The following is a 22,920-nucleotide window of genomic DNA, read 5'->3' on the forward strand; positions in this document are numbered from 1 at the left end:
CATGGACACCGCACCGCACAGCGACGAGTACACCGACCCGGACGAGACCCCCGGCACCCCCGGCGGGGAGGGCTGGTCCGAGGACATGGAGCTCGCCCCGGCCCACCCCGGCGACCGCGAGCCGTCCGCCGCGCCGGAGGAGCGCGAGGGGGAGCGGCTGCAGAAGGTGCTCGCCCGCGCCGGCGTCGGCTCCCGCCGCGTCTGCGAGGAGATGATCGACCGCGGCCGGATCAGCGTGAACGGCCGCGTCGTCACCGTGCAGGGCATGCGGGTCGACCCGCACACCGACAAGATCGCCGTCGACGGGCGGCGGATCGAGCTGCGCGACGACCGGGTCACCTACGCGCTCAACAAGCCGCCGGGCGTCGTCACCGCGATGAGCGACGACCGCGACCGGCCCACCGTCGGCGACATGATCGGCGACCTCGCGCCCGGGCTGGTGCACGTCGGCCGGCTCGACCAGGACACCGAGGGCCTGCTGCTGGTGACCAACGACGGCGAGCTCGCGCACCGGCTGGCGCACCCCTCCTACGAGGTGAAGAAGACCTACCTGGCGCAGGTGTCCGGGTCCATCCCGCGCGACCTGCACCGCCGACTGCGCGCCGGGATCGAGCTCGAGGACGGCCCGGTGAAGGTCGACTCCTTCCGGGTCGTGGACACCCACGCCGGCCAGTCGGTCGTCGAGGTCGTCCTGCACGAGGGCCGCAAGCACATCGTCCGGCGGCTGCTGGCCGCGGTGAACCTGCCGGTGTCCCGGCTGACCCGCACCGCGATCGGCCCGGTGTCGCTGCAGCGGATGCGCAGCGGCTCGATCCGCCGGCTCACCCGCCAGGAGGTCGGCGCGCTGGAGGAGGCCGTCGGCCTGTAGCCCCTCCGCCCGTGATCCTCCGCCCGTGATCCTCCGCCCGTGATCATCGGCATCCGGCGGCCCCGGGCGGCGTGTCGGGCCGCCACCCGCCGATGATCACGGCGGGAGGCCCGGTGTCCACAGACCGGCGTTCGTCCACACCCGCCCGCCGGGCGGCCGGCGCCGGGCGGTCCACCAGCAGCGTGGCGGCGTGTCCCTGCCACCGGCGTACACCGCCGCCTCCGCCCGCGCCGCCGGACTGACCCGCGCCCGCCTGCGCGGCCCCGGGTTCGTGCGGCTGGCCCACGACCTCGTCGTCCGCCTGGACGACGCCATCGACGGACGGGAACGTCTCGCGCTGCTCGCCGGCCTGCTCCCCGACGACGCCGCCTTCAGCCACCGCACCGCCGCGGCGCTCCTCGGCGCGCACGTCGACCCGCCGGCGCGGGCCCACGTCGCCCTGACCCCGCGCCGGGTGCTCCCGCAGCGCGCCGAGTTCGTCGTCCACACCCGGCGGCTCGCCGCGGAGGACGTCGTCGTGCACCGGGGACTGCGGACGACGTCGGGGCCGCAGACCTGGCTGGACCTCGCCGAGCACCTGCCGCCCCACGAGCTGGTCGCGGTGGGCGACGCGCTGGCGCGCGCCGGCCACCTGACCGCGGGGGCGCTCGCCCGGCGCCTGGAGCGCGCCGCCAGGGTCCGTGGCGTCGTCCGTGCCCGGCAGTGCGCGCCCCTGCTGACGCCGGCCCCGATGTCCCGGCCGGAGAGCCTGCTGCGGTACTGGCTGCTGGCCAGCGAGCTGCCCGACCCCCAGCCGCAGATCGCGGTCCGGGACAGCCGGGGACGGGTGGTCGCGCACGCCGACCTCGGCTACGAGCGGTGGCGTCTGCTGATCGAGTACGAGGGGCGCCTGCACGCCGAGCCCGGGCAGTTCGGCAGGGACGTCGACCGCTACTCGCTGATGGCCGCCGACGGCTGGCTGGTGCTGCGGTTCGCGGCGCGCCACGCGGAGTCGCCGACCGTGGTCGTCGAGCGGACGCGCCGGGCGCTGGTCAGCCGCGGCTGGCGTCCCGGGTCGGCCTGACCACCTCGGCGGGATCATCGGCATCCGGCCGCCCCGGGCGGCGTGTCGGGCCGCCACCCGCCGATGATCACGGCGGAGGAGGGCCGGCCGCGGCCCGCCCCCGGGTGCGGGGGACGGGCCGCGGGGCGGTCAGAGCGCGGTGACCTCGGCCGGGGTGGTGAGCACCCTGTCCGGGCCGACGACCCGGTCCGGCCCGGTGAGCCGCACGGTCGCGCGCAGCCGCAGGTCCTCGCTGGAGGCGCCGACGGCGAGCTGCACCTCCCCGGCCTCGACGACGCGGCGCAGGTCCCGCCCGGTGAACGAGGCCCGGTCGGCGTGCAGGCGGAAGCTCACCCGCGCCGCGGCGCCGGCGTCGAGCTCCACCCGGGCGAAACCGACCAGCCGGCGCAGCGGCTGCACCGCGCTGGCCACCGGGTCGGACAGGTACAGCTGCACCACCTCGGCGCCCGCGCGGCCGCCGGTGTTGCGGACCGTGCAGGAGACGGTCAGCTCGCCGTCGGTGGCCCACTCCTCGCCGGACACCGCGAGGTCGGACCAGTCGGCGGTCGTGTAGCCGAGGCCGTGGCCGAAGGGGAACAGCGGCGTCGGGTCGGCCGAGCTGATCCCGCCGGCGCGGCCGAGGGTGGGCGCCAGGTAGGTGGCCGGCGACCCGCCGGGCCCGCGCGGCACCGACACCGGCAGCCGGCCCGAGGGGTTCACCCGGCCGCTGAGCACGCCCGCGACCGCGCCGGCACCCTCCTCGCCGGGGAAGAACGCCTGCACGACCGCCGCGGCCCGGCCGGCGACGCCGCCCAAGGCGTAGGGCCGGCCGGTGAGCAGCACGACGACGACCGGGGTGCCCGACCCCAGCAGCGCGTCGAGCAGCTCGCCCTGCACGCCGGGCAGCCGCAGGTCGGCCGCGTCGCAGCCCTCGCCGGAGGTGCCGCGGCCGAACAGGCCCGAGGTGTCGCCGACGACGGCCACGCACACGTCGGCGTCGCGGGCGGCGGCCACGGCGGCGTCGAAGCCGCTGCGGTCGGGTTCCTGCACCGGGCAGCCCGGGGCGGTGGTCACCTCGGCGCCGGCGAACTCGGCGCGGACGGCGTCGAGCAGCGTGGGCACCTCCAGGCCCACCGGCACGTCGGGGTGCTGCGGGCCGACGTGGTTGGGGAAGGCGTAGCAGCCCATGAGCGACAGCACCGAGTCCGCGCACGGGCCGACGACGGCGATCCGCTGCGGCGCCGCCAACGGCAGGGCGCCGCCGGGGTTGTCCAGCAGCACCACCGAGCGCTCGGCGAGCACGCGGGCGATCTCGCGCAGGTGCGGCGGGTCGAAGTCCAGCGGCTCGCCGCTGCGCAGCGCCTCCGGCTCGGGGTCCCAGCCGGCGTCGAGCAGGCCGAGCTCGCCCTTCTGCCGCAGCACCCGCTCCACCGCGCGGTCCACCAGCGCCTCGGGCACCTCGCCCGAGCGCACCCGCTCCAGCAGCGGCGCGCCGTAGCAGCGGACGGTCGGCAGCTCGACGTCGACGCCGGCGGCCAGCGCCTGCGCCGCGGCCTCGCCGGGGGAGCCGGCGACGTGCTGGGTGGTCTCGAGGAACGAGACGCCGAAGTAGTCGGCGACCACGACGCCGTCGAAGCCCAGCGTCCCGCGCAGCAGGTCGGTGAGCAGCGCCGGGTCGGCGGCGGGCGGGACGCCGTCGACGGCGGCGTAGGAGTGCATGACCGAGCGGGCGCCGCCCTCGCGCAGCGCCGTCTCGAACGGCGGCAGCAGCAGGTCGGCGAACTCGCGCGGGCCCAGCCGCACCGGGGCGTGGTTGCGCCCGGCGCCGGAGGCGGAGTAGCCGGCGAAGTGCTTGAGGGTGGCGACGACGCCGGTGTCCTCCAGGCCGCGGACGTAGGCGGTGCCCAGCGCGGCGACCAGGTACGGGTCCTCGCCGATCGTCTCCTCGGTGCGGCCCCAGCGGGCGTCGACGGTGACGTCGAGGACCGGCGCGAGGCCCTGGTGCACGCCGATGCGGCGCATCAGCCCGCCGATGCCCGCGGCCATGGCGTGCACGGTGGCGGGGTCGAAGGAGGCGCCCCAGGCCAGCGGCGTCGGGAACACGGTGGCCTGCCAGGCGGCGAGCCCGGTCAGGCACTCCTCGTGCGCGATCGCCGGGATGCCCAGCCGGGAGCCCTCGACGATGCCGCGCTGGGTGCTGGCCAGCACGCGGGCGCCGGTGAGCGGCTCGACCGGCACGGTGCCGAACACGCGGGTCAGCTGCCCGAGCCCGGGCCGGGTGAGCTCCTCCCACGGCGGCAGCGGCTCGGAGAACTCGTGCTGGTTGGGGGCGACGTCCTCGCTCTCGCCGATCGTCGTCCACACGCCGTAGAGCTGGGCGACCTTCTCCTCGAGGGTCATCTCGGCCATGAGCTCGCGCACCCGCTCGCCCAGCGGCCGGGACGGGTCCCGCCAGTCGCCGGCGGCGGGTGCGTCGAGGAGGGATCGGTCGGTCACGGGGCGGCTCCAGACGTGCGGGGAGGAGCCGGACGGCGCGTGCGCCGCCCGGCCGGGGGGTACGGGCATCGGGTCAGGGACGGCGCGCCGTCGAGGCGCGCGGGACCAGCGAGGTGGCGAGCTCCACCCGCTGGCTGGCCAGCTCCCGGCCGCTGACGAGGTCGAGGAGCATGCGCCCGGCCATCCGGCCCATGTCGGCCAGCGGCTGGCGCACGGTGGTCAGGGGAGGGGAGGACCAGCGGGCCATCGGCAGGTCGTCGAAGCCGACGACGGACAGGTCGCCCGGGACCGACAGGCCGGCCTGCCGGGCGGCCTCCAGCACGCCGAAGGCCTGCTCGTCGCTGCCGGCGAACACCGCCGTCGGCGGGTCGGGCAGCGCCAGCAGCTCGCGGGCCCGCTCGTAGCCGCCGTCGTGGTGGAAGTTGCCGTGCCGCACCAGCGCCGGGTCGGCCGGGATGCCGGCGCGGTCGAGCGCGGCGCGGTAGCCGTCGATCCGGGCCCGGCTGCACAGGTAGTCCTCGGGACCGCCGATGACCGCGATCCGCCGGTGCCCGAGCTCGACGAGGTGCTCGGTGGCGGCCATGCCGCCGGACCAGTTGGTGGCGCCGACGCTGGGCACGTCGGGCCCGGGCATGTCGACCGGGTCGATGACGACGACCGGCAGGTGGGAGCGGCCCAGCCGGCGCTGGTCGGCGGCGGTGATGCGGGAGGTGACCACGATGGCGCCGCGGCGGCCCCCGGCGATCAGCGAGCGGACCCAGTCCCCGCCCTGCGGCCGCGCGGCGAGCGAGTCGAGGACGATCTCCAGGCCGCTCTCGGTGATGCCGCGCAGCAGCTCGACCGCCCAGGGGCTGTCCAGCGCGGTGAACACGACGTCGACCAGCGGGCTCTCCGGCTCGGGGACGGGCCGCCGGGACACCGGCACGTAGTCGTACTGGTCGAGCAGGGCCAGCACGCGCTCGCGGGTGGCGGGGGCGACGTCGGTCTTGCCGTTGACGACCTTGCTCACGGTGGGCAGCGAGACGCCTGCCGCCGCGGCGATGCTCGCCAGGGTCGGGCGGCCTGCCGTCTGCTCGGACACGGGGGGTCCTCCTGGGTCGCCGGTCGCCGGCGGCCGGTGTGCCCGCCGGGTGCCGTCCAGCCTGGCGTCCCGGGGTGGGCCGGAGGAGGGGCCCCGGCGGCGGTGCCGGACGAATGTGAGCGGGAACGCTATCGAAACATCTCCGAAACCGCCAGCCCCGCTCATCCGTGCTGGTCGGTCCGCGCGTGCGGTCGGGAGACCGCACGGGTCGCGAAGATCCGCTTCGGCGCGCCCAGGGCGGGCGCGTTGACACGACCGGTGACGTGGCTTACGTTCTCGCACCACTCCGAAACTTTCGGTTTTCAACGTCGAAACAGAAAGGCGGCGATGGGATGTCATCCCGGCGTCTGACCCGCGGAGCCGCGTCTGCCGGCGCGCTCCTCCTCGCAGCGAGCCTGGCCGCCTGCGGCTCCTCCGGCCCCGGCGGAGGCGGTGGCGGCGGCGACGCCGCCCAGGTGTGGGCCCTGCAGGACACCGTCCTGAACCCGATCGAGGAGTCCTCGGTCTCCCGCTTCAACGAGGTCAGCGAGGCGGGTGACGCCGAGCTGACGACGTTCGGCAACGACCCGTACAAGCAGCGCCTGCGCGTGGCCCTGGGCTCGCCCGAGGCCCCCGACGTCTTCTTCAACTGGGGCGGCGGCAACCTCAAGGAGTACGTCGACGCCGACGCGGTGGAGGACCTCACCCCGCTGCTCGAGGAGGACACCGAGCTCCGCGACTCGTTCATCCCGAGCGTCCTCGAGGCCGCCCAGCTCGACGGCAAGTACTACGGGATCCCGATGCGCGGCGTGCAGCCGGTCGCGCTCTTCTACAACAAGCAGGTCCTCGACGCCGCCGGCGTCCAGGTCCCGCAGACCTGGGACCAGCTGCTGGCCGCCGTCGACGCCCTCAAGGCCGACGGGGTCACCCCGATCGCGCTGGCCGGCTCGCAGTCCTGGACCGAGCTGATGTGGATCGAGTACCTGCTCGACCGCGTCGGCGGCCCGGAGGTCTTCCAGGCCATCCGCGACGGCGAGGACGGCGCCTGGGAGAACCCCGCCGTCCTGCAGTCCCTGCAGATGGTCACCGACCTGGTCGACCGCGGCGCCTTCGGCGACGACTTCGCCTCCGTCGGCTACGACGTCGGCGGCGCGTCGACGATCCTCGCCCAGGGCGACGCCGGCTTCCACCTCATGGGATCGTGGGAGTACGTGAACCAGCTCGGCCAGAGCCCCGAGTTCGTCGAGGCGGGCAACCTGGGCTGGGCGCCGTTCCCGGCCGTCGAGGGCGGCGCCGGTGACCCGGCCAACGTCGTCGGCAACCCGACCAACTTCTACTCGGTGGCCGCGGACTCCGACCACAAGGACGCCGCGCTGGAGTACGTGTCGACCGCGCTCAACGACGAGCAGTACGTCGAGGACCTGGTGGCGGCCGGTGACGTGCCGGCGGTGACCGGCGTCCGCGAGCAGCTCGAGGCGGGGGAGAACGCCGACTACACGACCTGGATCTACGACCTGGTCGAGGGTGCCCCGAACTTCCAGCTGTCCTGGGACCAGGACCTGCCCGCCGACCAGGCCACGGAGATGCTGACCGAGCTGCAGCGCCTGTTCCTCGGTGAGCAGACCCCCGAGGGCTTCGTCTCGGCGATGTCCGCGGCCTGACGGTCCGACACCACCGCACCACCGCACCACCCACCACACGGCAGGGGAACCGGCATGGCAGGCAGCACCCTCGTGACACCCGAGGCGACCCCGGCGGCGTCCGCGCCGCCGGGGAGGCCGAAGGGGGCGCGGGAGCGTCCCTCGGGTTGGTACCTGGCACCCGCGCTGGCCTTCTTCGGGTTCTTCGCGGTGCTGCCGATGGTCCTGGTCGTCTACCTCAGCTTCACCGACTGGGACGGCTTCGGGTTCCCGCAGCCGTCCGGGGCGGCGAACTGGGAGCGCCTGGTCGCCGACGGCGAGGCGCGCGACGCCCTGCTGCTCACCCTGCTGTTCATGGTGGCCTCCTGGGCCGTCCAGACCCCGATCGCTCTCCTGATCGGGGTCTGGGCGGCCGGGCGGCAGCGCAACCGCGCCGTGCTCAGCTCGCTGTTCTTCCTGCCCCTGCTCCTGTCGACGGCGGCCATCGCGCTGCTGTGGGCCTCGGTGCTCGACCCGAACTTCGGGGTCACCCAGGCGCTGCCGTTCCTCGACCGGTTCAACTTCCTCGGCGACACCGAGATCGTCATCTACACCGTGGTCTGGGTCGTCTCCTGGCAGTACGTCCCGTTCCACACGCTGCTCTACCAAGGCGCGGCGCGGCAGATCCCGCACAGCCTCTACGAGGCGGCCACCATCGACGGCGCCGGCCGCTTCCGCCAGTTCTTCACGATCACGCTGCCGCTGCTGAAGTACACGGTGATCACCTCCAGCGTGCTCATGCTGGTCGGCTCGTTCACCACCTTCGACACGATCCTCATCCTCACCGGGGGCGGTCCCGGGACGACGACCCGCATCGCGCCGCTGTACATGTACATCACCGGCTTCAGCGGCTTCGAGTTCGGCTACGCCAGCGCGATCGCCGTGCTGCTGCTGGTGCTCGGCGCCGGGCTGTCCCTCTTCGTCACCCGCGTCACCGGCTTCCGGGCCATGCAGAGCCAGCAGGAGGGCCTGTGACCGCCACCGCGCTGCCCACCACCGGCGCCGGCGCGGCCCCCGCGCCGCCCCGCTCCCGCCGCCGGCGCCGCCGCGAGCGACCCAACGTCCTGGCCGGCGTCCTGTCGCTGGTCTGGCTGGTGCTGGTCGCCGTCCCGCTGTACTACCTGGTGTCGGGGAGCCTGCGGACCCGGCAGGACTACCTGTCGGACAACCCGCTGGTCCCGCCGTCGGACCCGACGCTGGACAACTACCGGACCGTCTTCGAGGGCGGGTTCACGACCTACCTGCTCAACACGGTCGTCGTGACCGTCGCGACGGTGGCGATCGTCGTCGGGCTCACCCTGCCGGCGGCCTACGCGGTGGCCCGCAACGCCGGCCGGTTCGTGCAGCGCGGCTTCTCGCTGATGCTCGTCGGCCTGGCCATCCCGGCGCAGGCGGCGATCATCCCCGTGTACCTGATGATCACGCAGATGCGCCTGTACGACACCCTGCTGGCGGTCATCCTGCCGACGGCGGCGTTCGCCATGCCGGTGGCGCTGCTGGTGATGGTCAACAGCCTGCGCGACATCCCCGGCGAGCTCTACGAGGCGCAGACCCTCGACGGCGCCGGCCCGTTCGCGGTGCTGCGCAACCTGGTGCTGCCGCTGGCCAAGCCCGCGATCACCACGGTGTCGGTGTTCACCTCGCTCACCGCCTGGAACGGCTTCCTGTTCCCGCTGGTGCTCACCCAGTCCGAGGACAACCGGGTGCTCACGCTCGGCCTGTGGGACTTCCAGGGCCAGTTCGGCACCAACGTGCCCGGCCTGCTCGCGGCCGTGACCCTGTCGGTGGTGCCGATCTTCGTGCTCTACCTGGTCGGCCGCCGCTACCTGCTCAGCGGCCTCACCGCCGGCTTCGGCAAGTAGCTCAGTGCGGTCGCAGCCAGCGCGCGGGGTCGGCGACCACGCCGGCCAGCGCGCGCAGCGCCGCCCCGGTCGCCCCGGCGGCCGGGGCGGCGAGCGCGGCCTCCACCCGGGGCCGGCGCCAGCGGGCCGACAGCACCCGCCGGCCCAGCGCCTCCTCGAGCGCCGGGCACAGCAGCGCGGCCAGCTCGCCGAGGTGGCCGCCGAGCACGACGGTCGGCACGTCCAGGACGTTGAGCACCCCGGCCAGCGCCACGCCCAGCGCGCGGGCGGCGCCGTCGACCGCCGCGCGGGCCGCGGGGTCGCCGTCGGCGGCGCGGCGGGCCAGCTCGCCGGGGCCGGTGTCGCGGGGGAGCCCGGCGGCGGCCAGCAGCGCGTCGCGGCCGGCGTACTGCTCCAGGCAGCCGGTGGACCCGCAGCGGCAGGCCGGCCCCGCGGGGTCGACGCACACGTGGCCCATCTCGCCGGCCCAGCCGGAGCTGCCGCTGACCACCCGGCCGTCCATGACGGTCGCGCCGCCGACGCCGATCTGCCCGGACAGGTAGACGAAGTCCCGGTGCGGCCCCGGCCGGCCGGGCGCGGTCTCGGCGACCGTGCGCGCGGCCAGGTCGGCCTCGTTGCCCAGGACCAGCTCCGCGGGCAGTGGCGGGCCGAGCAGGTCGGCCGGGCGCAGGTCGGACCAGCCGAGGTTGGGCGCGCGCAGCAGGACGCCGGCGTCGACGTCGACGATGCCGGGCAGCGCGAGGCCGGCGCCGGCGACCCGGGCGCCGTCGGGGAGCCCGTCGAGCAGGCCGGTCGCGAGCCGGCCGAGCCGGGCGAGCGTGGGTGCGGGGTCGCTGCCGCGGAAGTCGCCGGGCTCGACCCGCTCGCCCACCACCCGGCCGCGCAGGTCCAGCAACCGGCCGGCGAGCAGGCCGGCGTCGGCCTGCAGGCCCAGGGCCACGACCCGGGCGCCGGGGGCGAGCGGCGTGGCCGGGCGGCCGCGGCGGCCCGACGGCGTGGACTCGACCTCGTCGAGCAGGCCGCCGGCGACCAGGTCGTCGGCCAGCCGGGCGGCGGTCGCCCGGGTCATCCCGGTGGCCGCCGCGACGTCGGCGCGCGAGGGTGGGGGAGTGGCGGAGCACACCGTCCGCAGCACCAGCGCGAGGTTCGCGGGCCGGGGGGTCGAGGGCCGCGCACGACCCGTCTCGGGGCTCGCACCGGGCTCGGACACGGGCTTGAGGTTAGCTGTGACGTGCATTATGTTCTAGTCCGAAACAAAATCAGCGCCGCTCCGCCGGCCACCGGCCTGTGCGCATCCCCGCACGGCCTCCCCGCTCAGTTCCCGGGAGTTACCCCATGACGCACCCCACCCGCGACGACAGGTTCTCGTTCGGCCTCTGGACGGTCGGCTGGACGGCACGCGACCCGTTCGGCGAGGCCACCCGCCCCGAGCTGGACCCGGTCGAGAGCGTGCACAAGCTCGCCGAGCTCGGCGCCTACGGCGTCACCTTCCACGACGACGACCTCATCCCGTTCGGCAGCGACGACGCCGCCCGCACCCAGCGGATCGAGGCCTTCAAGAAGGCGCTGGCCGAGACCGGCCTGGTCGTGCCGATGGTGACCACCAACCTGTTCACCCACCCGGTGTTCAAGGAGGGCGGGCTCACCGCCAACGACCGCGGCGTCCGCCGGTTCGCGATGCGCAAGATCATGCGCAACATGGACCTCGCCGCCGAGCTCGGCGCGCAGACCTACGTGCTGTGGGGCGGCCGCGAGGGCGCCGAGGTCGACAGCGCCAAGGACCTCAAGGCCGCGCTGGACCGCTACCGCGAGGGCATCGACACCCTGGCCCAGTACTCCGAGGACCGCGGCTACGGCCTGCGCTTCGCCCTGGAGCCCAAGCCCAACGAGCCGCGTGGCGACATCTTCCTGCCGACCATCGGCCACGCCATCGCCTTCATCAACACCCTCGAGCACGCCGACCTGGTGGGCGTGAACCCCGAGGTCGGGCACGAGCAGATGGCCGGCCTCAACTACACGCACGGCATCGCCCAGGCGCTGTGGCAGGGCAAGCTCTTCCACATCGACCTCAACGGGCAGAAGGGCCCGCGCTACGACCAGGACTTCGTCTTCGGTCACGGCGACCTGCTCTCCGCCTTCGCCACCGTCGACCTGCTGGAGAACGGCTTCCCGTCCGGCGGCGCCCGCTACGAGGGCCCCCGCCACTTCGACTACAAGCCGCTGCGCACCGAGGACGTCAAGGGCGTCTGGGAGTCGGCCGAGGCCAACATGCGCACCTACCTCCTGCTCAAGGAGCGGGCCGCCGCGTTCCGCGCCGACCCGGAGGTGCAGGAGGCCCTCGCCGACGCCGCCGTGCCGGAGCTCGCCCAGCCGACCCTCGGCGACGGCGAGTCCTACGAGCAGCTGCTGGCCGACCGCTCGGCGTTCGAGGACTTCGACGCCGAGGCCGCCGGCGCCCGCCGCGGCGGTCAGGTCCGCCTGTCCCAGCTGGCCCTCGAGCACCTGCTCGGCGCCCGCTGATGTCCCTGGTCGCGGGGGTCGACACCTCGACCCAGGCCTGCAAGGTCGTCGTCCGGGACGCGGCGTCCGGTGCCCTCGTGCGCGAGGGCCGGGCGCCGCACCCGGAGGGGACCGAGGTGGCCCCCGCGGCCTGGGCGGCCGCCCTGGAGCAGGCGGTGGCGCAGGCCGGCGGGCTCGACGACGTCGCCGCCGTCGCCGTCGGCGGTCAGCAGCACGGCATGGTCTGCCTCGACGGGGACGGCCGGGTCGTGCGCGACGCCCTGCTCTGGAACGACACCCGCTCCGCCGGCGCGGCCGCCGACCTCACCCGTGAGCTCGGCGGCCCGCAGGCGTGGGCCGACGCCGTCGGCCTGGTGCCGGTGGCGTCGTTCACCGTCACCAAGCTGCGCTGGCTGGCCGAGCACGAGCCGGCCAACGCCGAGCGCACGGCCGCGGTCTGCCTGCCGCACGACTGGCTGACCTGGGTGCTCGCCGGGCAGCCGGGCCTGGGCGCGCTGGTCACCGACCGCGGCGACGCGAGCGGCACCGGCTACTGGTCGGCGGCGACGGGGGAGTACCGCCCCGACCTGCTGGAGCGTGCCTTCGGCAGCACCCCGGTGCTGCCGCGGGTGCTCGGCCCGGCCGAGTCCGCCGGGACGCTGGCGTGGGCGGGCAGCACCGGCGCCGTCCTCGGCCCCGGCACCGGCGACAACGCCGCCGCGGCGCTGGGCCTGGCGGCCGAGCCCGGCGACGTCGTCTGCTCGATCGGCACCTCCGGCGTCGTCTCGATCGTCTCCACGACGCCGGCCGCCGACGCCAGCGGCGCCGTGGCCGGGTTCGCCGACGCCACCGGCAACTACCTGCCGCTGGTGGCCACGCTGAACGCCGCCCGCGTCCTCGACGCCACGGCGCGGCTGCTCGGCGTCGGCCACGACGAGCTGTCCCGGCTGGCCCTGTCGGCCCCGGCCGGCGCCGGCGGCCTGGTCCTCGTGCCCTACCTGGAGGGCGAGCGGACGCCGGACCGCCCCGACTCGACCGGCGCGCTGCACGGCCTGACGCTCGCCACCTCCACCCCCGCCTCGCTCGCCCGCGCCGCCGTCGAGGGGCTGCTGTGCGGCCTCGCCGACGGCCTGGACGCCGTCCGGGCCACCGGCGCGGAGGTGCGGCGGGTGTTCCTGGTCGGCGGCGGCGCCCGCTCGGAGGCGGTCCGCCGGATCGCCCCCGCCGTCCTCGGCGTGCCGGTGCTCGTGCCGCCGCCGGGGGAGTACGTGGCCGACGGCGCCGCCCGCCAGGCCGCCTGGGTGCTGTCCGGCGCGGACGCCGCGCCCGAGTGGCCCCGGCCGGGCACCGAGGTGCACGAGGCCGACCCGACCCCCGCCGTCCGCGAGCGCTACGCCGAGGTCCGCGACCTCATCGCGAACCGCACCTGATCCGCCCCGCACCTGATCCGCCCCGCACCGCCGGCACCGTCGCCGTACCCCCGAGGAGCACCCCCATGGCCACCGTCACCTACGACTCCGCGACCCGGATCTACTCGGGCGCGGACCGGCCCGCCGTCGACGCGCTGGACCTGCAGGTCGAGGACGGCGAGTTCCTCGTCCTGGTCGGCCCGTCCGGCTGCGGCAAGTCCACGTCGCTGCGGATGCTCGCCGGCCTGGAGGACGTCGACGCCGGCCGCATCCTCATCGGCGACCGCGACGTCACCGACCTGCCGGCCAAGGCGCGCGACATCGCGATGGTCTTCCAGAACTACGCGCTGTACCCGCACATGACCGTGGCCGACAACATGGGCTTCGCGCTCAGGATGGCCAAGGTCGGCAAGGCCGAGATCGGCGAGCGGGTGCGCGAGGCCGCGAAGCTGCTGGACCTCGAGCAGTACCTGGACCGCAAGCCGCGCGCGCTGTCCGGCGGCCAGCGCCAGCGGGTGGCGATGGGCCGGGCGATCGTCCGCAAGCCGCAGGTCTTCCTCATGGACGAGCCGCTGTCCAACCTCGACGCGAAGCTGCGCGTGCAGACCCGCACCCAGATCGCCCAGCTGCAGCGCCGCCTGGGGATCACCACGGTCTACGTCACCCACGACCAGACCGAGGCGATGACCATGGGCGACCGCGTGGCGGTGCTCAAGGACGGCCTGCTCATGCAGGCCGGCCGGCCGCGCGAGCTCTACGACCGGCCGCGCAACGTCTTCGTCGCGGGCTTCATCGGCTCCCCGGCGATGAACCTCGTCGAGCTGCCGGTGGCCGACGGCGGTGTCCGCTTCGGCGACACCGTGCACCCGGTCGAGCGCGAGGTGCTCGGCCGCGCGGCCGCCGACCGGGTGGTGCTCGGCGTCCGGCCCGAGGACCTCGAGGTCGGGGAGCACGGCATCCCGGTGGAGGTCGACGTCGTCGAGGAGCTCGGCGCGGACGCCTACGTCTACGGCCACGCGGACCTGGACGGCACCCGGCACACCGTCACCGTCCGGGTCGACGGCCGCCGCCCGCCGCTCAAGGGCGACCGGGTGCACGTCACGCCGCGCGCCGGCCACGTGCACCTGTTCTCCACCGTCGACGGCGAGCGGCTCGGGTGAGCCTCCCGCCCACCGGCGAGCAGCACGTCCTCCGCCGCGGGGACGCCGAGGCCGTCGTCGTCGAGGTCGGCGGCGGCCTGCGCACCTACCGCGCCGGCGGCCGCGACGTCGTCGACGGCTACGACGCGGCCGAGATGGCCGCGGACGTCCGCGGGCACGTGCTCGCGCCCTGGCCCAACCGGCTGCGCGACGGCGTCTGGTCCTGGGACGGCGTCCGGCACGTCACCGCGGTGACCGAGCCCGAGCGCGGGACGGCGATCCACGGGCTGGTGCGGCACGTGCCCTGGCGGGTGCTCGACCGGGCGGGGGACCGCGTCGTCCTCGGGTACGTGCTGCACCCGCAGCCGGGCTACCCGTTCACCCTGCGGCTGCAGGTGGCGTGGGAGCTCACCGACGACGGCCTGCGGGTGACCACCACCGCCACCAACGAGGGCGGCACCGACCTGCCCTACGGCGAGGGCCACCACCCCTACCTCGCCGCCGGTCCGGGGCTGCGGGTCGACGACTGCACCCTCACCCTGCCCGCCGCCACCCGGCTGCTGACCGACGACCGGCTGCTGCCGGTGGGCAGCGAGCCGGTGGAGGGGACGCCGTTCGACCTGCGCGCCGGCCGGCGGGTCGGCGACCTGGTGGTCGACGACTGCTTCACCGACCTCGCCCGGGACGGCGACGGCGTGGCCGAGGTGCGGCTGGTCCGCCCGGACGGCAGCGGCGTCGCGGTCTGGATGGACGCCTCCTACGGGTACCTGCAGGTGTTCACCGGCGACGTCGTCGAGCCGCCGTCGCGCCGCCGGCACGGCCTCGCCGTCGAGCCGATGACCTGCCCGCCGGACGCGTTCCGCTCGGGTGAGGCGGTGCGGCGGCTGGCGCCGGGGGAGTCCACGACCGGCACCTGGGGCATCCGCCCGCTCTGACGGCCGGCGCGGGTCAGGCGGTCAGCGCGAGGCAGATCCAGCACAGCGGGTCGCCGGCCTCGTCCCGGTCCTCGGGCCAGGACCACACCGCCGGGTCGAGCAGCGTCACCGGCGCCAGGCACACCGACCGGCCGACCAGCAGGCCGTCGCCGCTCACCGCGTGCAGGCGGCCCACGGGCAGGTCCAGCGACTCCCCGCCGCACTCGAGGGGGCGCACCGCGTCCGCGCCCATCGTCCAGTGCTCGCGGCGCCGGGTGTCCGCGCTCACCGGAGCACGAGGCGCTCGCCGGCGGGCATCCGGCGGGCGAGGTCGGCGAGCAGTGCCCGGGCGTCGTGGGTCACGGTGGCCGAGTCGAGCCGCACGACGACCTGCCGGTGGCCCAGCCGCCGCAGCCCGGTCACGGTCCGGCACAGCGCCTCGGCGCCGATCCGGTCGAGGCGGCCGCGGACGGTGATGACGCCGGTGCTCCGGTCGGTGCGCGCGGTGGACAGCGGGGGCAGCGGACGAGCGTCCTCCCCGGGCGCCCGCTGGGAGGCGGGCGGACCCGCGGGGGTCCGCCGTCGGCGGGCAGGGGTGCGGCGGTGGGCCTCTTCTCGACTCACCCCTCGACCGTGACGAATCCGTCCGTAACTCCCCAGGGCCCTAGGTCCCTGCCGACTCCGGCGGACGGCGACCCGTCGCGGACCGGCACGGACGGGAAGCGCTCCGTCACGCGCGGCTGCCGGTCGTGACACCCGGCACCCTGCCGTCCGGCCGGACCGCTGGCCGTTATCCCCAGCTCAGTCGCGGCCTGGGCGCCGAACGGGCCTCCAGGACACCGCCGGCCCCGGCGGCTCCGGTCACCGGCGACCGGGAGGTGGCGCGGGGTACCTAGACTCGACCGGGCACCCCTGATCCGGGCGCCGGGACCGAACGAGGAGGGTGCACGTGGCCGTACGGGCCATCCGGGGCGCGACGCAGGTGGACGCCGACGAACGCGAGCAGGTCCTCGAGGCCACCCGGGAGCTGGTGAGCACCGTGGTCGAGCGCAACGGCCTCCACCACGACGACATCATCAGCATCCTGTTCACCGCGACCCCGGACCTGGTCTCGGAGTTCCCGGCGCTGGCCGCCCGCGAGCTCGGGATGGGCGACGTGCCGCTGATGTGCGCCACCGAGATCGGCGTGCAGCACGCGCTGCCGCGGGTGCTGCGGCTCATGGCGCACGTGGAGACCGAGCGGCAGCGCGGGGACATCCAGCACGTGTACCTGCGGGGTGCCGTGGCGCTGCGACGGGACATCGCGCAGTGAGCGAGCGCCGGCGAGCGGAGACCACTGTGCGGAGCAACGGCGCAGTGGGCGAGCAGGGGTTCCGGGGGCAGGTCACCCTCGACGGGCCGTCGGGCACGGGCAAGTCCAGCGTCGCGCGCGCGGCGGCGACCCGGCTGGGCGCGGCCTACCTGGACACCGGCGCGATGTACCGGGCCGCGACCGTGGCCGTCCTCGACGCCGGCGTCGACCCCGAGGACGCCGAGGCGGTGGCCCGCGTGGTCGCCGGCGCGCGCATCGAGGTGGGGACGGCGGCGGACACCGAGCGGGTCGAGGTCGACGGCGCCGACGTCGCGGTGCGGATCCGCGGCGCCGAGGTGACCCGCAACGTCTCGGCGGTCTCGGCGGTGCCCGCGGTGCGCCGGCAGCTGGTCGGCCAGCAGCGGGCGCTGGTGGCCGCGGCCGACGCCGTCGTCGTCGAGGGCCGGGACATCGGCACCGTGGTGCTGCCCGACGCCACCGTGAAGGTCTACCTGACCGCCGCGCCGGAGGCGCGCGCGCAGCGGCGGGCCGCCCAGCTGGGGCTGACCACCCCGGACGAGATCGCCGACCTGGCGGCCGACCTGCGCCGCCGGGACGAGTACGACAGCAGCCGCGCGGACAGCCCGCTGCGGCCGGCCGCCGACGCGGTGGTCGTCGACAGCACCGACCTGGACCGGGAGGGCGTCGTCGACCGCATCGTCGAGCTGGCGCTCTCGGCGGTCGGTGCGGGGGAGAGAGCATGAGCGAGGAGGGCACCGGCGGTCCGCTGCCGGTGGTGGCGATCGTCGGCCGGCCCAACGTGGGCAAGTCGACGCTGGTGAACCGCGTCCTGGGCCGGCGCGCCGCGGTGGTGCAGGACATCCCGGGGGTGACCCGGGACCGCATCTCCTACGAGGCGCTGTGGAACGGCCGGCGGTTCACCGTCACCGACACCGGCGGCTGGGACCCGAAGGCCGAGGGGCTGGGCGCGTCGATCAGCCGGCAGGCGGAGTTCGCGATGCGCACCGCCGACGTCATCGTGTTCGTGGTCGACAGCCGGGTGGGCGCCACCGACACCGACCTGGCCGCCGCGCGCATCCTGCGCCGCAGCGACCGGCCGGTGATCGTCGTCGCCAACAAGGTCGACGACGAGCGCAGCGAGGCCAACGCCGCGGAGCTGTGGTCGCTGGGCCTGGGCGAGCCGCAGCCGGTCAGCGCGCTGCACGGCCGGGGGAGCGGTGACCTGCTCGACCTGGTGCTCGACGCGCTGCCCGAGGCGCCCCGGGAGCAGCCCGAGGAGGGCGGCCCGCGGCGGGTGGCGCTGGTCGGGCGGCCCAACGTGGGCAAGTCCAGCCTGCTCAACCGGCTGGCCAAGGAGGAGCGGTCGGTCGTCGACTCGGTCGCCGGCACCACCGTGGACCCGGTCGACTCGATCATCACCCTCGGCGGCGAGGAGTGGCGGTTCGTCGACACCGCGGGGCTGCGCCGCAAGGTGAACACCGCCAGCGGCACCGAGTACTACGCCAGCCTGCGCACCGAGGCCGCCATCCAGGCCGCCGAGGTCGCCGTCGTGCTGCTGGCCGCCGACGAGGTGATCAGCGAGCAGGACCAGCGGGTGATCACCCAGGTCATCGAGGCCGGCCGCGCGCTGGTCATCGCGTTCAACAAGTGGGACACCCTCGACGAGGACCGGCACGCCCAGCTGGAGCGCGAGATCGAGCGCGACCTCGCCCGCGTGAAGTGGGCCAGCCGGGTCAACATCTCCGCGGCCACCGGCCGCGGGATCGGCAAGCTGCCCGACCACCTGCACGCCGCGCTCGCCTCCTGGGAGACCCGGGTGCCGACGGCGGAGCTCAACGCCTACGTCCGGCAGCTGGTGCAGGAGACGCCGCCGCCGGCCCGCGGCGGGCGCGCGCCGAAGATCAAGTACGTGACGCAGGCGGACATCCGGCCGCCGCGGTTCGTCGTCTTCTCGACCGGGTTCCTCGAGGCCGGCTACCGCCGGTTCCTCGAGCGGAAGCTGCGCGAGCGGTTCGGCTTCGGCGGCACGCCGCTGGACATCTCGGTGAAGGTCCGCGAGGGCCGGGGGAACGACAAGCGCGGCTGACCGCGTCAGCCCGCCGGGGCCGGGTCGTCGTCGAAGCGCAGCGGCTCGGTCCGGCGGGGCATGGCCAGCACCGCCAGCGCGATGACGACGGCGGTCACGGCGGTCGCGACGAACACGCCGTGGGAGGCCGCGTGCAGGCTCTCCCGCGCGAACTCCGCGACGGCGCCGCCCTGCGACAGCGCGGCGGTGGTGCTGTCCACGTCGGTGGGGACCTCGCCGTCCAGGCCCGGCGGCGGCGCGGCGAACCGGGCGGCCAGCGTGGTGTTCGCGATCGCGCCGAACACCGCCGCGCCGACCGCGGACCCCATCGACCGGGCGAACATGTTCGTGGCGGTGACGACGCCGCGCCGGTCCCAGCCGACCACCGACTGCACCGCGACGATCAGCGGCGACGACGACAGCCCGAGGCCCGCGCCGGTGACGAACATCCACGCGCCGACCTGCCACAGCCGGGCGTCGGCGCCGAGCAGCGCCGTCCCGACGGTCCCGGCGACGGCGAGCGCGACACCGAGCAGCGCGGTGCTGCGGAAGCCGATCCGCAGGTAGAGCCGGCCGGCGAGGCTCGCCGCGATCGGCCAGCCGAGGGTCAGGGCGGCGAGCGCGAAGCCCGCCTCGAGCGCGCCGGCGCCGAGGACGCCCTGCGCCCAGGTCGGCAGGTAGGAGCTCAGCCCGATCAGCAGCGCGCCCAGGCCGAGCGCGGCCACGTTGCCGGACAGCAGGATGCGGCGGCGCAGCACCCACGGCGGCAGCACCGGCTCCGCGGCCCGCCGCTCGACCAGCGCGAAGGCCACGAGCAGGACGACCGCCGTCGCGAGGACCGCGACCGAGGTCCCCGACGTCCACGCCCACGCGCTGCCGCCCTGCAGCAGCCCGAGGATGAGCAGCGCGAAGCCGGCCGACAGCAGGACGGCGCCGGCGACGTCGAAGCGGTGGGTGCGGCGCTCGACGCGCTCGTTCCACCGGCGCAGCAGCGCGACGAACGCCAGCGCGCCCAGCGGCAGGTTCACCAGGAAGATCCAGCGCCAGGACAGGTAGTCGCTGAAGACGCCGCCGAGGGTGGGCCCGAGCACCGACGAGACGCCCCACACCGAGGCGAGGTAGCCCTGGACCCGGGCGCGCTCCTCGACGGTGTAGATGTCGCCGATGACGGTCATGCCGATCGGCTGGATGGCGCCGGCGCCGATGCCCTGCAGCGCCCGCCCGACGATCAGCGCCGGCATCGACCAGGCCAGGCCGCAGAACAGCGAGGCGGCGACGAACACCGCGATGCCGAACAGCAGCACCGGCTTGCGCCCGAGGACGTCGGCGAGCTTGCCGTAGACCGGCACGGTCACCGCCTGGGTGAGCAGGTAGACGCTGAACAGCCAGGGGAACTGGCTGAACCCGCCGAGGTCGTCGACGACGGCGGGGACGGCGGTGGCGATGATCGTGCTGTCGAGGGCGATCAGCGCGGTGCTGAGCATGACCGCCCCGAGCACGGGGCCGCGCTCGGAACGGAGCCCGACCGAGGCCCGGGTCACGGTTGTCACGGACAACCACCAACGCCGGCCGTCGTCGCGCATTCCCGACACGGAGGGGGCGGCGCGAGTGTCCCGGCGCGCGCCGGGACGGCGGGAGGATGCGCCGCATGGCGCGCACGGACGGGAAGGTCGCGCTCGTGACCGGCGCGGCGTCGGGCATCGGCCGGGCGACGGCGACCGGTCTGGCCCGGGAGGGCGCCGCGGTCGTGCTGCTGGTGCGCAGCGCGGAGCGGGGCGAGCGGGCGCTGCGGGACGTCGGGGCGGCGGCGCCGGGCGCGCGGCTCGAGGTGCTGGTCTGCGACCTCGCCGTCCAGGCGTCGATCCGCGAGGCGGCGCGGCGGTTCGCTGCCGGGCACGACCGGCTCGACGTGCTGGTGAACGCGGCCGGGGTGTTCGTGAAGGAGCGGCGGCTGACCCCTGACGGCGTGGAGCTGACCTTCGCCACCAACCACCTGGCGTACTTCCTGCTCACACGCGAGCTGCTGCCGCTCCTGCAGGCCAGTGCGCCGGCGCGGGTGGTCAACGTGGCGTCGCGGTACGGCCGCGTGACGATCGACTTCGACGACCCACAGCGGCTGCGCGGGCGGTACTCCTACCTGCGGTCCACGCCGCCCACGATGCTGGCGCGGGTGCTGTTCACCCAGGAGCTCGCGCGCCGGCTGGCCGGCACCGGAGTCGTCGCCAACGCGGTGCACCTGGGGCTGGTCGCCGGCACCGGGCTGCTGGCCGACGTCGGCGGTCCGTTCCGGTGGGTCACCGACCGCTTCGGCCGCACGCCCGAGCAGGGCGCGGACACGGTGCTGTGGCTGGCGACCGCCCCGGAGACGGCGACCGTGACGGGGAAGCTGTGGGCGGGGCGCCGAGAGCTGCCCACGCCCGGTCAGGGGCGCGACCCGGGTGCCCGGCTGCGGCTGTGGGAGGTGAGCGAGCAACTGACCACGGCACGCGGCTGACCACCGGGCGGAGCGGGGGAGCGGGTGCGGTAACCTGCTCTACGCAGCGATCGGGCGGTGCGAGCCGCCCGGCGCTCGGGCTGTAGCGCAGCTTGGTAGCGCACTTGACTGGGGGTCAAGGGGTCGCAGGTTCAAATCCTGTCAGCCCGACAGCGACACCGCAGGTCAGAGGCGGGTCACCCGACGAGGGTGGCCCGCCTCTCGCGTGAGTACAGCAACGCGTACAGCAACGCGGCCCTCGATACGGCAGCGGTCACCAGCGGAGCGCCTGGTCGAGCCGGTCGGCCGCCTCGCGTTGTTGAGCCGGACCGACGTGGCTGTAGATGTCGGCGGTGATCGCGTAGGACGAGTGGCCCAGGTGCTCCTGGACGACCTTCGTGTGCGTGCCGGCCGCCAGCAGGAAGCTGGCCGCGGAGTGCCGGAGGGTGTGCAGGGTGACGCCGCGAAGGCCGGCTCGCCCCGCGACCACCTCGAAGCGCCGTAGGACATTCCGCGGCTCGAGCGGCGTCCCGATCTCGGTGGTGAAGACCAGGCCGTGGTCCTGCCAGGCTCCGACGGCCGAGCGCTGTTCCTCCAGTTGCCGGGTTCGGTGGGCCTTAAGTGTCTCGACGGCCGAGCGGGGGAGTGGCACGGTCCTGCGGGACTTGTCGGTCTTGGGCTCGTCGAGCTGCAGTCCCTGGGACGTCCGGGCGAGGGTCCAGCGGACCCGCAGCAGCCCGGAGTCGAGGTCCACGTCGGACCAGTGCAGCCCCAGCGCCTCCCCGCGGCGCAGCCCGGTGGCCAGCATGAGCCGGAACAGGCTCTCCAGCCGGTCGCCATGGATCGCGTCGAGGAGTGCATGCGCCTGCTCCGTGGTCAGGTGCGGCGCGTCCGTGCGCTCGACTCCGGGCCGCTTGACGGCGGCCGCGGGGTTGCTGCGGATCAGCCCGTCGCGAGCGGCGATGTCCAGCGCCGCCCGCAGGACGGTGTAGATCGTCCGCACTGTCGACGCCGCCAGGCCCGCATCCCGCTTGGTGACAATGAGCGCTTCGACATCCGAGGGACGCAGCCGGCCGAGGGAGATCGTCCCGACCGTGGGCACGAGATGGGTGCGGGCGAGGGTGGCGTAGAGGTCCTTGGTGGTCTGCTTGCGGTTGCTAGCGGCCAGCGACTTGGTGATCCAGTCTTCGAGCCACGCGGCCACGGTCATGGAGGCGTCCTTGACCGGTGCTCCGGACTCGATCCGCTGGCGGACCTCGCGGAGCTTGGCCCGGACCTCGGCCTGCGTCTTCCCGTAGACCGTCCGCCGTTTCAGGGTGCCGTGGTCGTCCCGGTAGCTGAGTTCGGCCGACCACGTGCCGTCCTTCCGCCGGAAGATCGACCCCTCGCCGTTCGCGCGTCGTGCCACGTCGACCCTCCGGCGCTGTCGGCTTGCCCGGGCACTCGCTCCCTGCCGGCGACCTGCGGTCCCGAGACCAGCCAGGCGACGTCACCACGGGTGCGCCTGGGGCAGCCGCCGGCGGGACGAACCGGTGGATGGCCGCGGCGTTGTCCCCAGCAGTAAGGCGGGACGGCTATCGGGCGTGTATGCGGCGTGGGCTGGCGTCGCTTCGACGTCGCGGAGAGCGTGTTGCGTCGAGCTCAGCCGTCGGTGCCAACGCGGCGTTCGCGGACATCTCCAAGCAGCGGACGTAGCGCTCGAGCTCGGTGCGGGGGAGACGGCAACTGCGGCCGATGTGCACCGGGCGTAGGTCGCCGGCCTTCATGAGCGCGTAGATGGTCGTCCGACCGATGCGCAGGACCGTCGCTGCCTCCTCGGGGGTCAGCAGCAGGGGATTGCTGGCCAGCACGTCGTGAAGGCGCTCCGGGTCGCTCATGTCGTCTCCTCCCCAGGTCTCCACGCCGCCCGCCGACGTCCGACAGCGGCCATGCGGCAACGGCGGCTCGTGCGGTGCAGCTGTCGACGATGGGGGAGCGGCCTCGGGTACTTCTTCGGTCCTTCTGCGACCAGGGATGTGCGTCGACAGGGCAGGAGAGCGCAAGGCTGCGACGGTCCTCCAGTTTCCCAAGATCTCAACTGGAGGAGGGCTGGAGACGGCCGC

General features: G+C 75.1%; 21 protein-coding genes and 1 tRNA gene. 14 read left to right on the forward strand and 8 right to left on the reverse strand.

Going from position 1 to position 22,920, the window contains the following annotated elements; genetic code table 11:
* Position 1 precedes the first annotated feature (1 nt).
* A complete protein-coding gene (locus ACI79B_RS14975) occupies positions 2-868 on the forward strand; it encodes a pseudouridine synthase (RefSeq protein WP_456928737.1) in 867 nt (288 codons plus the stop codon).
* 190 nt (positions 869-1,058) lie between these two features.
* A complete protein-coding gene (locus ACI79B_RS14980; RefSeq protein ID WP_456928738.1) occupies positions 1,059-1,931 on the forward strand; it encodes a hypothetical protein in 873 nt (290 codons plus the stop codon).
* Between the two features lie 129 nt (positions 1,932-2,060).
* Here the strand turns inward: ACI79B_RS14980 and ACI79B_RS14985 are convergent, their stop codons facing one another.
* The gene (locus tag ACI79B_RS14985) at positions 2,061-4,406 is read right to left on the reverse strand and encodes a beta-xylosidase/alpha-l-arabinosidase (RefSeq protein WP_456928739.1); all 2,346 of its coding nucleotides are present in this window, start codon (positions 4,404-4,406) and stop codon (positions 2,061-2,063) included.
* Between the two features lie 73 nt (positions 4,407-4,479).
* A complete protein-coding gene (locus tag ACI79B_RS14990) occupies positions 4,480-5,487 on the reverse strand; it encodes a LacI family DNA-binding transcriptional regulator (protein ID WP_456928740.1) in 1,008 nt (335 codons plus the stop codon).
* Between the two features lie 455 nt (positions 5,488-5,942).
* Here ACI79B_RS14990 and ACI79B_RS14995 point away from each other — a divergent pair, with 455 nt between their 5' ends.
* The 3 genes from ACI79B_RS14995 to ACI79B_RS15005 are packed head-to-tail and all read left to right on the forward strand — an operon-like array spanning position 5,943 to position 9,007.
* Positions 5,943-7,127: an extracellular solute-binding protein gene (locus tag ACI79B_RS14995; protein ID WP_456928741.1), complete on the forward strand. Its 1,185-nt coding sequence runs from the start codon at positions 5,943-5,945 to the stop codon at positions 7,125-7,127.
* Between the two features lie 54 nt (positions 7,128-7,181).
* Positions 7,182-8,120, forward strand: coding sequence for a carbohydrate ABC transporter permease (locus ACI79B_RS15000; RefSeq protein WP_456928742.1), 939 nt, complete (start codon positions 7,182-7,184; stop codon positions 8,118-8,120).
* Positions 8,117-9,007, forward strand: coding sequence for a carbohydrate ABC transporter permease (locus ACI79B_RS15005; RefSeq protein WP_456928743.1), 891 nt, complete (start codon positions 8,117-8,119; stop codon positions 9,005-9,007). The genes ACI79B_RS15000 and ACI79B_RS15005 overlap by 4 nt, the downstream gene beginning before the upstream one ends.
* A gap of 1 nt (position 9,008) precedes the next feature.
* On the opposite strand, the gene ACI79B_RS15010 is transcribed toward ACI79B_RS15005, so the two are convergent.
* Positions 9,009-10,142 carry an ROK family transcriptional regulator gene (locus tag ACI79B_RS15010; protein ID WP_456928744.1) on the reverse strand — a complete coding sequence of 378 codons (1,134 nt, stop codon included), beginning with the start codon at positions 10,140-10,142 and terminating at the stop codon, positions 9,009-9,011.
* Between the two features lie 200 nt (positions 10,143-10,342).
* Here ACI79B_RS15010 and xylA point away from each other — a divergent pair, with 200 nt between their 5' ends.
* The 4 genes from xylA (at position 10,343) to ACI79B_RS15030 (ending at position 14,989) form a co-directional block, all read left to right on the forward strand.
* Positions 10,343-11,527, forward strand: a complete 1,185-nt coding sequence (xylA, locus tag ACI79B_RS15015; protein WP_456928745.1) for a xylose isomerase — start codon at positions 10,343-10,345, stop codon at positions 11,525-11,527.
* Positions 11,527-12,936 carry a xylulokinase gene (xylB, locus tag ACI79B_RS15020; RefSeq protein WP_456928746.1) on the forward strand — a complete coding sequence of 470 codons (1,410 nt, stop codon included), beginning with the start codon at positions 11,527-11,529 and terminating at the stop codon, positions 12,934-12,936. Before xylA ends, xylB begins: the two co-directional genes overlap by 1 nt.
* A 65-nt stretch (positions 12,937-13,001) precedes the next feature.
* On the forward strand, positions 13,002-14,075 hold the full coding sequence (locus ACI79B_RS15025; RefSeq protein ID WP_456928747.1) for an ABC transporter ATP-binding protein: 1,074 nt from the start codon (positions 13,002-13,004) through the stop codon (positions 14,073-14,075).
* Entirely contained in the window at positions 14,072-14,989 is a 918-nt protein-coding gene (locus ACI79B_RS15030; protein ID WP_456928748.1) for an aldose 1-epimerase family protein, read from the forward strand. The genes ACI79B_RS15025 and ACI79B_RS15030 overlap by 4 nt, the downstream gene beginning before the upstream one ends.
* A gap of 13 nt (positions 14,990-15,002) precedes the next feature.
* Here ACI79B_RS15030 and ACI79B_RS15035 read toward each other — a convergent pair whose 3' ends face one another.
* Together ACI79B_RS15035 and ACI79B_RS15040 are read right to left on the reverse strand one after the other, a co-directional pair.
* The gene (locus tag ACI79B_RS15035; RefSeq protein ID WP_456928749.1) at positions 15,003-15,257 is read right to left on the reverse strand and encodes a hypothetical protein; all 255 of its coding nucleotides are present in this window, start codon (positions 15,255-15,257) and stop codon (positions 15,003-15,005) included.
* Positions 15,254-15,592, reverse strand: coding sequence for a hypothetical protein (locus ACI79B_RS15040; RefSeq protein WP_456928750.1), 339 nt, complete (start codon positions 15,590-15,592; stop codon positions 15,254-15,256). Before ACI79B_RS15040 ends, ACI79B_RS15035 begins: the two co-directional genes overlap by 4 nt.
* 325 nt (positions 15,593-15,917) lie before the next feature.
* Between ACI79B_RS15040 and aroH the strand changes: the two genes are divergently transcribed.
* The 3 genes from aroH to der are packed head-to-tail and all read left to right on the forward strand — an operon-like array spanning position 15,918 to position 18,366.
* Positions 15,918-16,280 carry a chorismate mutase gene (gene aroH / locus ACI79B_RS15045; RefSeq protein WP_456928751.1) on the forward strand — a complete coding sequence of 121 codons (363 nt, stop codon included), beginning with the start codon at positions 15,918-15,920 and terminating at the stop codon, positions 16,278-16,280.
* Positions 16,281-16,306: 26 nt separating this feature from the next.
* Positions 16,307-17,023 (forward strand): (d)CMP kinase, encoded by a 717-nt coding sequence (gene cmk / locus ACI79B_RS15050; RefSeq protein ID WP_457000187.1) that lies wholly within the window; start codon positions 16,307-16,309, stop codon positions 17,021-17,023.
* Entirely contained in the window at positions 17,020-18,366 is a 1,347-nt protein-coding gene (gene der, locus ACI79B_RS15055) for a ribosome biogenesis GTPase Der (RefSeq protein WP_456928753.1), read from the forward strand. The genes cmk and der overlap by 4 nt, the downstream gene beginning before the upstream one ends.
* 5 nt (positions 18,367-18,371) lie before the next feature.
* Here the strand turns inward: der and ACI79B_RS15060 are convergent, their stop codons facing one another.
* Positions 18,372-19,895: an MDR family MFS transporter gene (locus ACI79B_RS15060; RefSeq protein WP_456928754.1), complete on the reverse strand. Its 1,524-nt coding sequence runs from the start codon at positions 19,893-19,895 to the stop codon at positions 18,372-18,374.
* A gap of 98 nt (positions 19,896-19,993) precedes the next feature.
* Here ACI79B_RS15060 and ACI79B_RS15065 point away from each other — a divergent pair, with 98 nt between their 5' ends.
* Together ACI79B_RS15065 and ACI79B_RS15070 are read left to right on the forward strand one after the other, a co-directional pair.
* Complete coding sequence (locus ACI79B_RS15065) at positions 19,994-20,839, forward strand: SDR family NAD(P)-dependent oxidoreductase (protein ID WP_456928755.1); 846 nt, start codon at positions 19,994-19,996, stop codon at positions 20,837-20,839.
* A 76-nt stretch (positions 20,840-20,915) separates the two neighbouring features.
* Positions 20,916-20,989 (forward strand) — tRNA-Pro (locus tag ACI79B_RS15070).
* 103 nt (positions 20,990-21,092) lie between these two features.
* Here ACI79B_RS15070 and ACI79B_RS15075 read toward each other — a convergent pair.
* Positions 21,093-22,226, reverse strand: a complete 1,134-nt coding sequence (locus ACI79B_RS15075) for a tyrosine-type recombinase/integrase (protein WP_456928756.1) — start codon at positions 22,224-22,226, stop codon at positions 21,093-21,095.
* A 166-nt stretch (positions 22,227-22,392) separates the two neighbouring features.
* On the reverse strand, positions 22,393-22,695 hold the full coding sequence (locus ACI79B_RS15080; protein WP_456928757.1) for a helix-turn-helix domain-containing protein: 303 nt from the start codon (positions 22,693-22,695) through the stop codon (positions 22,393-22,395).
* Positions 22,696-22,920: the final 225 nt, after the last annotated feature.

The sequence above is a fragment of the Geodermatophilus sp. SYSU D00879 genome, assembly GCF_054050375.1.